The following is a 12,842-nucleotide window of genomic DNA, read 5'->3' as shown; positions in this document are numbered from 1 at the left end:
CGTGGCCGTCGCGGCGCCGAGCGCAGTCGCCCGGGACGCTGCCCTCGCCATGGTGCGCGACGGCGGGAACGCCGTCGACGCCGCGATCGCGGCCGCACTCGTGGCGATGAGCACCGAGCCCGGCATCGTCAGCCTCATGGGCGGCGCCTTCGTCAACATCTGGCCGGCCGACGGCGACCCCGAGCTCATCGACGGCAACGTCGAGATGCCCGGACGAGGCGCCGGGCCCGAGCGCTTCGGCACCGGAGTCCGACGGGTCGTGACCGCCTACGGCGGCGGCGTGACGATGTATGCCGCTCACGGCTCCGTCGCGAACGCCGGCGCCGTCCAGGCGCTGTCCCTCGCCCGGGACCGTCACGGGGCCCTCCCGTGGACGGACCTCGTGGCCCCGGCGTCCGTGGCCTGTCGGCGCGGCTATCCGCTCGGCGGCGCGGCGGCGACTTATCTCGAGTACGTTCGCGAGCCGCTGTTCGGCGAGGACCCCGAGGCGTTGCGGGTCGTGTCGGGCCCCGACGGGCGGGCTCTCGCGGCGGGCGAGACCACGCGCAACGAGGCCCTCGCCGACGTGCTGGACCGCCTGGCCGACGAGGGGCCGGCCCTGTTCACCACTGGCGAGGTCGGGCAGGCGCTCGTCGCCGATATGGCCGCGAACGGCGGGCTCGTCACGGCCGAGGACCTCGAGAGCTACGAGGCCGTCGTCCGGATCCCGTTGCAGCGCAGGCTCGGAGAGTGGATCGTCGCCCTCAACCCGCCGCCGTCGATCGGCGGCCCGATGCTCGCCGTCCTGCTCGGCGAGCTGGTCCGCCGCGGCTCATGGTCGTGGCGCGACCTCATCGAGATCCAGCGGGCCGTCCTCACCTATCGGCACCAGGTCCACGACGTGTCCCGTGACCTCGAACGCGACGGGTTGCGCCTGCTCGCGGAGGTCAAGCGCCACGGGCTGGCCGGTCTGCCGACGTCGGCCTCGACCGCCCACGTGTCGACCGTCGACAGCGACGGCACCGCGTGCGCCATCACCTTCTCCGCCGGGTACGGCGCCGGCGTCGCGATCCCCGGGACCGGGCTCCTGCTCAACAACTGCCTCGGTGAGCCGGAACTGAACCGGCTCGGGCTGCACAACCTCGCTCCCGGGACCCGGCTCGCGTCCAACATGGCGCCGACAACGGCCCGGCGTCCGGACGGCACGGCTCTGGCCATCGGGTCCCCCGGCGCCGACCGAATCACGACGGCCCTCATGCAGGTGCTCGGGCGCGTCTGCCTGCACGGTGAGGGACTCGTCGACGCGATCTCCGCGCCGCGGGTGCACGTCACCGTCCGGGCGGACCTCCCCGTGCGCGTCGACTACGAGGATGCACCGGCCATCGACGAGGCGGTTGCGGCACTCGGCCTCGAGGGCAACGCGTACCCCGGCCCGCACATGTACTTCGGTGGTGTCGGTGCGGCTTGCCGCTGGGGCACGGCCGGGGTGGCGGGCGACGGGACCGGGGGCGGCGGGCTCGAGGCGGCCGGCGACCTCCGCCGTGCTGCTGCGGTCGGCACGACCTGAGTGCCGTACCTCCCCCGCCCCCTCTCCCCTCCCCGGGTCGAGGTAATCCGCGGACACCACCGTCCGGTAATTACCTCGAACCAACAGGGGGTCAGGGCGGTCGAGGTAATCCGCGGACACCACCGTCCGGTAATTACCTCGAACCAGCAGGGGGTCAGGGCACGCGGTTGGTCCAGGCGTCGGTCGCGAACTTCGTCGCCACCAGCTCCTCGGCCTGGGCCAGCTCGGCATCGGTGTAGCTGCTCTGCTCCGTGTCGTAGCGACCCTCGAAGTGCTTGATGAACGCTTCGATGATGTCCATCCGGGCCATCTGGGTCTGCGAGCGCAGTGGGTCGACACGCTTGTTGGCGCTTTTCGTGCCCTTGTCCGAGAGCTTCTCGCGCCCGATGCGCAGCACCTGCAGCATCTTGTCCGCGTCGATGTCGTAGGACATTGTCACGTGGTGGAGCATGACCCCGTTGGCGAAGCGCTTCTGGGCCGCCCCGGCGATCTTGCCCTTGTCGGAGACGATGTCGTTGAGCGGGACGTAGTCGGCGTTGATGCCGAGCTCGCGCAGCGCACCGAGCACCCAGTCGTCGAGGAACCGGTAGGACTGCTCGAAGCTGAGCCCCTCGACAAGGGAGCTCGGGACGACGAGCGAGTAGGTGATGCAGTTGCCCGGCTCCATGAACATCGCACCGCCGCCGGAGATCCGCCGGGCGATGCCGATCCCGTAGCGCTCGGCACCCTCCGGGTCGATCTCGTTGCGCACGGACTGGAAGGTGCCGATGACGACGAGGGGCGAGTCCCAGTCCCAGAATCGCAGGGTTGGCCCGCGCTGCCCCGACGCGACCTGCTCGGGGATCACCTCGTCGAGGGCGACGTGCATGAGCGGGTCCATCGTGACGGCGGGGATGACCTCGAACGTGTGGTCCGCCCAGCCGGTCGCCTTGCCCAGCGCCCGGCGCACGGCGATGCCGACGGCACTCGAGGAGAACCCGATCAGTGCGACGTCGTCGTCGAGGGCGCCGTCGATCGCCTCGGCGAGCTTCGTGACGGAGGCCTCGACCGGCAGGCCCTCCAGGGCGGCGTTGATGTCCTCGAGCGCCTCGTCGGGCTCGAGGAAGAAGTCGCCGGACAGGCGCACGTCGGCCAGCCGACCATCCCGCGTCTCGAGGTCGACGACGACGAGCTTTCCACCGGGCACCTTGTACTCACCACGCACCCCAGCACCCTAACCCTCCCCGGCGGGGTCAACCGGAGCGAACCCCGATCGCGCCGTCGGCTCCGACCACGACGGCGAGCGCCCCCTCGAGATCCGTTCGGTGCACGGCGAACCCACGCTGGCCGAGCGCCTGCAGGACCGAGGGAGCCGGGTGCCCGTAGTCGTTGTCCGCGCCGACCGAGATCAGGGCGACCCGCCCCGAGATGCTGTCGAGGAGGCGGTCGTCCCGGTTGCTCGACCCGTGGTGAGCGACCTTCAGCACGTCGACGCTCCCCCACCGACCCGGGTCCGTCCGCGCGGCCCGCACCACCTCGGCCGCGGCCTCGCGCTCCATGTCGCCCGTCAGCAGGATCGCGACCCCATCCACGTGGACCGTCATGACGATCGAGCCGTTGTTGGGGACCGAGCCCTCGGTGATCGGGCGCCCCGGCCACCACACGTCGGCGCTCACCCGGCCGACCGCCCACGACTGCCCGGCACGAAGCTCGGCCACCGGCACGCCGGCCGCCGCGGCCAGCTGGGTCACGCGCTGTGACTCCGGCAGCGGCTCCTTCACCGGCGAGACCCGGATCTCGGTCACCCTCCGCTCGTCGAGGACCCCGGCCAGCCCCCCGGCGTGGTCCGCGTGGAAGTGGGTCAGCACGACGAGGTCGACGACGCCGATGCCGAGCCGGCGCAGGCACGAGTCGATGACGGCCGGCTCTGTGCCCGTGTCGATGACCACGGCGTGGCCCGGGCCGTTGGCGACGACGAGCCCGTCGCCCTCGCCGACGTCGCAGACGACGAGGGCCCAGCCGGGCGGCGGCCACGCCACGATGCTCGTCGGCGCGACGAATGCGCCCGTCACGACCACCACGGCGAGGGCGAGCAGGGGCCACGTTCTCGAACGGTGCCAGACCCAGGGTGCCACGAGGATCACGACGATGGTCAGCAGCGCCAACAGGATTGCGCCCCAAGCGGACTCATCCCACGACACGGCTCCCCACGACACTGCCGCACAACGTCGCGCCACCCACGCGATCCCCTGGGCCGGGAGGGCGGCGCCCCACGAGACCCACCCCGCGGCGGCCACCCAGACGGTCGACAGCAGGGCTACCGCGACACCGACGATCGTGGTCGGCGCGACCATGGGCGCAGCGAGGAGGTTCGCAACGACGGCGATGAGCGAGACGCTGCCCTGGAGGGGCACGATGATCGGGGCGCAGACCGCCTGCGCGGCGACGGGGACGGCGAGGACCGGCCCGAGGCCGCGCAGGCGCCTCGGCAGCCGTCGCCCGAACGTCCGGCCCCACGGCTGGGCGAAGACGAGCAGCCCGAGCGTCGCCACACTCGACAACGCGAAGCCGTAGGACCGCGCCAGCCACGGGTCCCAGACCATCAGCCCGAGGATCGCCGCGGCCAGCGCCGGCACGCCGGCCTGCCGGCGCGAGGTCGAGAGTCCCAGCAGACCGACCGAGCCCATCACCGCCGCCCGGACGACACTCGGCTCCGGGCGGGCGAGGACGACGAAGGCTGCCAGCACGCCGAGCGCGACCCAGGGACGCCGTCTGCGCGGGATGCCGAGCACCGCGCACAGCCCCATCGCGGCGGCGAGCACGAGGGTGACGTTCGAGCCGGAAACGGCGCTCAGATGACTCAAGCCGGTGTCGAGCATCGCCTGGGTCAGGTCCGGCGGGGTCCGCGACGTGTCCCCGATGACGAGGGCCGGCACGAGCCCTCGGGCGTCGGCGGACAGGTGGTCGGTCGCCGCGCGGAACCGCTCCCGCACCGCAGCCGCGGCGGCGAACAGCCCACCGGCCCTGCCGGTCACCGTCGGTGGCCCTCTCGGGCTCACGAGGGCCACCACGTCGTCGCCCGGCTCGGCCGCCCCCAGCCGCCCGGTGAAACGGACCTCGTCGTGCCACTCGAGTCCCGCCCAGTCGGCGTCGGCGATGACGAGCAACGGGGTGCGCACCACGCTCACGGCGCCCCGCGCGCTGACCTCGGTCGCGAGGACCCGCACCACGACCCGCGGCCGGGCTCCCGCCTCGTCCCGTATGCCGCTCACCACCTCGCGCGCGTCGGTGGCCAGCTGTGCGTGGACCGTCACGACCGTGCGGTTCCGGGCCAGCTCCCCGACCGGCCCGACGGCTCGCAGCGTGCGGTGCCCGGCCGTCGCGGCAAGGGCGAGCGCGAGGGCTGCCAGCGTCAGCCCGAGCAGCCTTCGCCAGGGCCCGGCTCGGCCCGACCGGCCCGACCGGCCAGACCGACCCGACCGGCCCGCGGCCAGCACAGCGAGGGCTCCTCCCCCGGCGGCCCCTGCCGCGAGCACCACGACGACGACCGGCACGAGCAGGGCGACGAAGGCGACCAGCGGCCACACGACCAGCACGGGGAGGAGCAGCCGCAGGTCGAGGCGCCGGTCTCGCTTGACGATGACCCGCTGGGCCCGGCCCGTCACAGCGTCACCTTCGGTCTGAGCTGGGCCAGCAGCTTGTCGCCGATGCCGCTCACCTCCCCCAGTTCCTCGACGGAGCTGAACCGGCCGTGCTCGGTGCGCCAGTCGAGGATCCGCTGGGCCAGAACCGGCCCAACACCGGGCAGGGAGTCGAGGGCCGAGAGGTCGGCGGTGTTGAGGTTCACCGGTCCCGTTCCTGCGCCGCCGCCCGCACCGCTCCCCGTTCCTGCACCGGCGCCACCCGGCCCGGGCTCCCCGCTGGTGCCTCCGGCTCCTGCCGGCGGCTTCTCACCGGGCCGCGGCACGTGGACCTGCTCACCGTCGGTGACAGGCCGGGCCAGGTTGAGCGCCGTCAGGTCGGCACCCTTCGTCGCGCCGCCCGCTGCCGCCAGTGCGTCAGCGACCCGCGCACCGGTCGGGAGCCGCACCAGGCCCGGCTTCTTCACCTGCCCGACGACGTGCACGACCACCTCGGCCGCGCCACCCGCCGAGGCAGTCGCGGTGGCCACCCTGCCGGGGTCACCCGCGGGACGAGCGGGAGCCGTCGCCCTGCCCGAGACCGTCACCCCCGGGGTGGCCGCGGCCGGCGGCCGCTCACCGTCGGCCCGCGGCACGCTGGCCCGTTCAGCCCAGAGAATCCTGATGACGAAGGCGCACCCCACCGCGAGGACGAGCGCAAGGACCGCGACGATCGCGCTCGTGGAGACGGCGAGCCGGCCGAGTCGCAGCTGCTCGGGCACCGTGACGAGGCCCGGCCGCCGAGCCCGTCGGAGTCGGGTATCGAGCGCCTCGGGGTCGATCGGCCCCGACGGAGCACGAGCGGAGGCGCTCGCCTCACCATCGGGATCGCCACGGTCGCCGCGGTCCTCGCGGTCCCCGCGGTCGCCGAGGATCGCCGCCACGCGCGAGGGCCGGGGCGGCCGCGGGGCGGAGCTGAGCGGCATACCGATGACGCTAGGAAGCCCGTCCCGTGCCCGCTGCACGTCGGCAGGCCGCTGGGGACGACGTCGACGGCGTGCCCGGGATGTGGACAGCGCCACATGGAGCGTGAGACGGCACGCGTGTCGATTTCGGCGCCGTGGAGGCCGTGGTTCACACTGCTCCAATGGCCCGGCACATCATGACGCTCACCTGCGACGACCGCCCCGGCATCGTCGCGGCGGTCTCCGACGCACTGCTCAAGGTGGACGCGAACATCGTCGAGAACCAGCAGTTCAGCGACGAGGACACGAACCTCTTCTTCATGCGGACGGTCTTCGACGCCGAGTCCGACGACGTCGCGACCGTCCTGACCGCCATTGACTCGAGCGACGCCATCGAGCACCAGCACCTCGCGGTGCGGCCCGAGGACGAGCGCTGCCGGACGCTGATCCTGGTGAGCAAGTTCGACCACTGCCTGCTCGACCTGCTCTATCGCTGGAAGTCCGGTGACCTACCGATCGACATCGTCGGCGTCGTGTCGAACCACGAGGACTGCCGGGCCCTCGTCGAGTACTACGGACTGCCGTTCACGCTCATCCCGGTCACAGCTGACACGAAGCGCGACGCCGAGACCGAGCTGATGAAGCTGGTCGAGGCCGAGGACGTGCAGCTCGTCGTCCTGGCGCGCTACATGCAGATCCTGTCGGACTGGCTCTGTGAGCAGCTGGCCGGTCGCGCCATCAACATCCACCACTCGTTCCTGCCGGGCTTCAAGGGCGCCAAGCCCTACCACCAGGCGCACGACCGGGGCGTGAAACTCGTTGGTGCGTCAGCACATTACGTGACAGCAGACCTCGACGAGGGACCCATCATCGAGCAGGACGTCGTGCGGGTGACGCACGCCGAGACGCCGTCCCGTCTGGTCGCAATCGGCCGAGACGTCGAGCGGCGGGTCCTGTCGAACGCCGTGCGCGCACACGCCGAGAGCCGGATCTTCCTGTCCGGCCGCCGCACCATCGTCTTCTGACACGGGCGTCCTGGGTCGAGGTGTTCTCCGGACACCACTGACCGGTAGATACCTCGAACCAGAAGGGAGTCCCCTGCAGCCGGCCCCCGTCTCCGGTCGGCAGGGACGTCAACGGACCATGCGCAGTTCCGTGCCGTACTCGTCCGACCGCTCCGTGCCGTCCTCGACGAACCGATGCTTGCGGTAGAAGGCAATGGCTCGATCGTTCCCACGCAGGACCCACAGATACGCAGGTCGGTCCCCGAGCGAGCGGCTGAGCAGCGCGTGGCCGACGCCCGTTCCCCATCGGGCGGCCCGCACATACAGGGCCCACAGCTCGTCTTCGACATTCACGTCCTCTTCCCGCGGCGGGCCCACGCTGGCGAATCCCACCAGCCCGTGCGAATCCGCGGCGACGAGGGTCGAGGCTGCAGACGCGGTGAGGTTGCGGCGCCAGCCCTCGATCCGTTCTGGGATGGTCGCCCGTCGTGACTCGAAGATGCTGACCGGCATGAGCGAGCTGTAGGCGTCCTCCCATACGTCGACGTGCAGGCGGGCCAGCGCCTCTGCATCAGCTGGGACCGCCTGACGGATCGTCAGCTCTTCTGACGTGCTCATGGGGACGGAGGGTAACGGTGCGGCCGGGCGTTCATCGACCGCCCGGGGCCGTGTCCGAGATCCTCGCCACCGGATCGCCGCTGAACAGCGCAGGAAACAGCCCTGAGCCGACTCGCACGGGCCACCGCTACTTGACCGAGCCGGCCATCACGCCTTGGACGAAGTAGCGCTGGAACGAGAAGAAGACGATGAGCGGGACGATGAGGGACAGGAACGCGCCGCTCGAGAGCAGGTCGATGTTCGCGCCGAACTGGCGCACCTGCGACTGCAGCGCCACCGTCAGCGGCGCCGCGTCTGACGAGGCGAACACCAGCGCGATGAGCAGGTCGTTCCAGACCCAGAGGAACTGGAAGATGCCGAGCGAGGCGATGGCTGGCAGGCCCAGTGGCAGGATCACCTTGCGGAAGATGGTCCATTCGCTGGCGCCGTCCATCCGCGCTGCCTCGAGCAGGTCGCGCGGGATCCCGGCGAAGAAGTTGCGCAGCAGGAACACCGCGAAGGGCAGCCCGAAGGCGACGTGGAAGAGGATGACCGACAGGCGGGTCCCGAAGATCCCAAGGGTGCCGTAGAGCTGGGCGACGGGGATCAGGGCGACCTGGATCGGCACGACGAGCAACCCGACGACGAGGATGAACAGCCAGTCGCGTCCGGGGAAGTCGAGCCAGGCGAAGGCGTAGGCCGCGAGGGAGGCGAGGATGATCACGAGCAGCGTCGCCGGCACGGTGATGTAGACGGTGTTGAGGAACGAGTGCGTGATCGCGCCGTTCTGGAGCAGGTTCTGGTAGTTCTCCAGCGTGAGCTGGGCCGGTTTGGTGAGGGCGGTCCACCACCCGCTCGTGCTGTTGTCGGACTCCGGACGGAAGGATGCAATGAGCAGCCCGAAGCTGGGCACGAGCCAGAAGATCGCGACAATGACGAGGAACAGCTGCACCACGCCGCTGCCGACCGCACTGACGAGCCGACCCACGGGGCCCCGCTGGATCGAGCCACCGCCGCCCGCCGCGTCGCGAGAGTCCGGAGAGTCGGCAGACCCCGCGGACTCCACGTGGTTCACGTCAGGAACTGCGCTCACTGGTCCTCCTCCCGACGGAACCGCCTGATGTTGAACAGCATTGCCGGCAGCACGAGCACGAACAGGAACACCCCGAGGGCGCTGCCGAGGCCCTGGTTGTTGCCGCCGCCGAAGGACACCAGCCACATCTGCAGGGCCAGCACGTTGGCCTCCGGCTGCACCGAGCCCGGCGCCATGATGTAGACGAGGTCGAAGATCTTCAGCACGTTGATCACGAGGGTGACGAAGACGACGAGGAGCACCGGCGACAGCAGCGGCATCGTGACGCGCCGGAACACCTGCCACTCGGTGGCCCCGTCGACGCGGGCCGCCTCGAGGGCGTCGCGCGGGATCGCCGAGAGACCCGCTGCGATGAGGACCATCGCGAAGCCGGCCCACATCCACACGTAGGCCGCGATGATCGCAGGCGTCACGAGGTTGGGCCCGAGCCACGTCACCCCACCGAAGGGCTGGGCGAAGTTCGAGGCGGGCAGCCGGATCGTGTATGCGCCGGGCTTGAGGTTGGTGAACGCGAACCGGCCGTCGTCCCCGGTCGTTGTCTTGTCGACGACGCTGCCGTTCTGCACCGCCTGCACGGTGAGCCCGGGCATGCCCTTCTCGTTGGGGTCGATCTGGCCCGCGGTGCCGCCACCGCCCTTGGCGAAGTCGAGCCAGACGACGCCGTCGATGCTGTTCGCGGCGGCGCTGCCCGGCGCCGGCCTGGCCGGCGCCGCGGTCTTCGGCATACCGTCGGGGGCGAAGCCGATGAGCGGCACGGACACGGAGCGACCCGGGCTGACGGAGGACGCGGTCTGGAACCCGTCCGGCCCGGCGACGAGCGCCTTCGGGTCCCGGGGCCGCGCGCCCGGGTACTCCGAGGAGCTGCTGAACAGGTCGTGCACGCCGACGACGACGGCGTTGGCCACGCCCTTGCCCGGGTCCTGTTCGTAGACGAGCCGGAAGATGATCCCGGCGGCGAGGAACGAGATCGCCATCGGCATGAAGATGACCAGTTTGAAGGCCGTGCGCCAGCGGACCCGCTCGGTCAGCACGGCGAAGATGAGCCCGAGCGCCGTCACGACGGTCGGCGCGACGACGACCCAGATGACGTTGTTGCGGATCGCCTGGAACGTCTCGGGATCGGTGAACATCGTGACGTAGTTGCCGAGCCCGACGAAGGTGTTGCCGCTCGCGTCGAACAGGCTCCTGACGAAGGAGTACGCGATCGGATAGAGCATGAGCACGGCCAGCACGATGGAGGCGGGCAGCAGGAAGGCTGCCGCCGTCGCCGGGCGACCGCGCTCACCGGTGCTGCCCCGGGTCTCCTCCTCCGACTCAGTCGGCGGAGGAGACCCGGGACGACCGGAGCTCCGGAGGGGAACCGTCACTTGCCGTAGGCCTTGGCGGCGTCCGCCTCGAGCGCCTGCATGGCGCCCTGGACGTCCTTCGGGTTGCGCAGGAAGTCCGCGAGGTCCTTCCACTCCCCGGCGCCCTTGGTGCCGCCGAACGCCGACGGCGCCTGGTCCGACATGTCGAACCGGAACGAGTCGCCCGCGTCGATGAGCGACTTGGCGACGTCGCTGGAGATCTGGTCGGGGTAGGCGTCGAACGACACGTTCTTGTTCGGCGACGTGAAGCCGCCGGCCTTGACCCAGATCTCTGCCGCCTGCGGCGAGGCGAGGTACTGGAGCAGGGCCATTGCACCCGGGTTGTCCTTGAACGCGACGGCGACGTCACCGCCACCGACCACGGCGGGCTTGTCGCCGACGGCCGGGAACGGGAAGAACTTCGCGTCGGTGCCGAGCTTGGCCTTCGTCGAGCTGGTGATGACGCCGGCGACGAAGTCGCCCTCGTAGACCATGGCCGCCTTCGGCGGGTTGGAGAAGACCTTGGTCACCGACGTCGGGAAGTCGGTCTGCAGGGAGCCGCTCGTCCCGCCGGCGAGCAGCTTCGGGTCACCCCAGAGCTGGGCGAGGGTCTCGAGGGCCTTCTTGACCGAGTCGTCGGTCCACTTGATCTCGTGCTTGGTGAGCTTGTCGTACATGTCCGGGCCGGCCTGGCTCAGGTAGACGTTCTCGAACCAGTCGGTGAGGGTCCAGCCGTCCGCACCGCCGATGGCGACCGGCTCCTGGCCGGCGTCGGACAGCGTCTGGGCCGCCTTGATGAACTCGTCCCACGTCTTGGGCGGTTGCACCCCCGCGTCGCTGAACGACTTGACGTTGTACCAGACCGTCGACTTGTTCGACGCCTTGAACCAGACGCCGTAGAGCTTGCCGTCGATCGTCCCGAGGTCCTTCCACACCGGCGCGTAGTTCTGGTCGACGGCGCTCGAGACCTCGTTGGTGACCGGCTTCAGCGCGCCGCTCTGGGCGAACTGGGCCATGAGCCCGGGCTGCGGCAGGAAGGCGACGTCGGGCGGGCTGCCGCCCTTGACCCGCGGAGTGAGGACGCTCGCGATCTGGTCGCCGGTGGAGGTGTACTTGATCGTCGCCCCGGTCTGTTCCTCGAAGGGTTTGACGACCTGCAGGAAGTTCTTCTGCTCGTCGCCGGTCCAGACGGCCGCGACCTCGAGGGTCTGCCCGTCCAGCTTGGGCAGCGCGACGGTGCCGCCCCCCGTCGAGCCGCCCGTCGAGCCCCCGGACGCACCTCCGGTCGCGCCCGATCCTGGTGGCGTGTTGGTGTTGTTGCCTCCAGAGCCGCAGCCGGCCGCAGCGAGGGCGAGTCCCGTCATGACCACGGTCACGCGCAGTGCTCTTCTCATCATGCTTCCTTCCTGGTGTCGGTCTCGGTCGACTCGGGGGCGCGGTAGCCGATCGCCTGTCCGCTCGCCGGGTCGAAGTAGTGCAGTCGGCTCGTGTCGACGGCGATGCGCACCGGCTCGCCGACCTGCGCCGTGGTGCGGGGGTTGCACCGGGCGATGACGATCGTGCGACCGCCGTCGCCGCCGACGAGGCCGGGCGCGGCCTCGACCTCGAGCTCGGTGTCGTCACTGTCCCCCGGGTCGACCCGGGGCGCGTCGACGGTGAAATGGACCATGACGTCCGATCCCATCGCCTCGACGAGCTCGGCCCGGGACGTCAGCACGTTGTGCGAACCGTCGCTGAGGTCGGCGTCGTCCATGTCCTCGGGCCGGATGCCCACGGCGAGGTCGCGGCCGAGGTGGTCCTCGAGCCCCGGGTGGTCGCGCAGCGCCGTGTCGGGCACTTCGAGGCGTTGGTCGCCGAGGACCAGGGCCAGGCCGCCGTCCCGCTCGAGCCGCCCGCGCATGAGGTTCATCGCGGGCGACCCGATGAAGCCTGCGACGAAGAGGTTGGCGGGATGGTCGTAGAGCGACTGCGGGTGGTCGACCTGCTGCAGGATGCCCTTGCTCATCACCGCGACCCGGTCGCCGAGCGTCATCGCCTCGGTCTGGTCGTGGGTGACATAGATCGTCGTCACGCCGAGATCCCTTTGCAGCCGGGCGATCTCGGCACGCATCTGGACGCGCAGCTTGGCGTCGAGGTTGGACAGTGGCTCGTCCATGAGGAACGCCTGTGGCTCTCGGACGATGGCTCGGCCCATCGCGACCCGCTGCCGCTGCCCACCGGAGAGGTTGCGCGGCTTGCGGTCGAGGTGGTCGGTGAGCCCGAGGATGTCGGCTGCCCGCTGCACCCGCCGGTTGATCTCGTCCTTGGGCATCTTGCGCAGCTGCAGACCGAACGCGATGTTGTCACGGACGCTGAGGTGGGGGTAGAGCGCGTAGCTCTGGAACACCATGGCGACGTCACGGTCGCGCGACGGGACGCGGTTGACGACCCGGTCACCGATCGTGACCGTGCCCTCGCTGATCTCCTCGAGACCGGCGACCATTCGCAGCGCCGTCGTCTTGCCGCACCCGGACGGGCCCACCAGCACGAGGAACTCGCCCTCGGCGATCGCGAGGTTCAGGTCGGTGACGGCGCGAGTGCCATCGGCATAGACCTTCCCGACGCCGTCCAACCTGACTTCCGCCACGTGACCTCCCGGAGTTCCCTCGCAACCCCCGCTGAGCGCAGCGAAGCAGGGGCACCGTCGTTCCCG

General features: G+C 70.8%; 10 protein-coding genes. 2 read left to right on the top strand and 8 right to left on the bottom strand.

The features are described 5' to 3' along the window. Position 1: 1 nt before the first annotated feature. Complete coding sequence (locus N864_RS06015) at positions 2–1,546, top strand: gamma-glutamyltransferase (protein WP_051518248.1); 1,545 nt, start codon at positions 2–4, stop codon at positions 1,544–1,546. Positions 1,547–1,700: 154 nt separating this feature from the next. On the opposite strand, the gene N864_RS06010 is transcribed toward N864_RS06015, so the two are convergent. From N864_RS06010 to N864_RS24005, 3 genes are read right to left on the bottom strand one after another with little or no spacing between them, the layout of a single operon-like run. Beyond that, positions 1,701–2,750, bottom strand: coding sequence for a lipoate-protein ligase LplAB (locus N864_RS06010; protein ID WP_034714566.1), 1,050 nt, complete (start codon positions 2,748–2,750; stop codon positions 1,701–1,703). Between the two features lie 28 nt (positions 2,751–2,778). Continuing rightward, positions 2,779–5,190 (bottom strand): ComEC/Rec2 family competence protein, encoded by a 2,412-nt coding sequence (locus N864_RS06005; protein WP_240474227.1) that lies wholly within the window; start codon positions 5,188–5,190, stop codon positions 2,779–2,781. Next, a complete protein-coding gene (locus N864_RS24005) occupies positions 5,187–6,131 on the bottom strand; it encodes a ComEA family DNA-binding protein (RefSeq protein WP_081793418.1) in 945 nt (314 codons plus the stop codon). The genes N864_RS06005 and N864_RS24005 overlap by 4 nt, the downstream gene beginning before the upstream one ends. Positions 6,132–6,292: 161 nt before the next feature. Here N864_RS24005 and purU point away from each other — a divergent pair, with 161 nt between their 5' ends. Then, complete coding sequence (gene purU, locus N864_RS05995) at positions 6,293–7,135, top strand: formyltetrahydrofolate deformylase (protein ID WP_034714564.1); 843 nt, start codon at positions 6,293–6,295, stop codon at positions 7,133–7,135. Between the two features lie 108 nt (positions 7,136–7,243). On the opposite strand, the gene N864_RS05990 is transcribed toward purU, so the two are convergent. The 5 genes from N864_RS05990 to N864_RS05970 form a co-directional block, all read right to left on the bottom strand. Next, positions 7,244–7,732 carry a GNAT family N-acetyltransferase gene (locus N864_RS05990; protein ID WP_034714562.1) on the bottom strand — a complete coding sequence of 163 codons (489 nt, stop codon included), beginning with the start codon at positions 7,730–7,732 and terminating at the stop codon, positions 7,244–7,246. 127 nt (positions 7,733–7,859) lie between these two features. Continuing rightward, on the bottom strand, positions 7,860–8,804 hold the full coding sequence (locus tag N864_RS05985; RefSeq protein WP_240474226.1) for a carbohydrate ABC transporter permease: 945 nt from the start codon (positions 8,802–8,804) through the stop codon (positions 7,860–7,862). Next, complete coding sequence (locus tag N864_RS05980) at positions 8,801–10,171, bottom strand: ABC transporter permease (RefSeq protein ID WP_034714560.1); 1,371 nt, start codon at positions 10,169–10,171, stop codon at positions 8,801–8,803. The genes N864_RS05985 and N864_RS05980 overlap by 4 nt, the downstream gene beginning before the upstream one ends. Next, entirely contained in the window at positions 10,168–11,544 is a 1,377-nt protein-coding gene (locus N864_RS05975) for an ABC transporter substrate-binding protein (RefSeq protein ID WP_034714558.1), read from the bottom strand. The genes N864_RS05980 and N864_RS05975 overlap by 4 nt, the downstream gene beginning before the upstream one ends. Further along, positions 11,544–12,776: an ABC transporter ATP-binding protein gene (locus N864_RS05970; protein WP_034714556.1), complete on the bottom strand. Its 1,233-nt coding sequence runs from the start codon at positions 12,774–12,776 to the stop codon at positions 11,544–11,546. The genes N864_RS05975 and N864_RS05970 overlap by 1 nt, the downstream gene beginning before the upstream one ends. Positions 12,777–12,842: the final 66 nt, after the last annotated feature.

Source organism: Intrasporangium chromatireducens Q5-1 (genome assembly GCF_000576575.1).
Classification (GTDB): Bacteria; Actinomycetota; Actinomycetes; order Actinomycetales; family Dermatophilaceae; genus Intrasporangium_A; species Intrasporangium_A chromatireducens.
The sequence above is the reverse complement of the archived record's forward strand: the minus strand, read 5'-3'. Positions and strand labels throughout refer to the sequence as shown.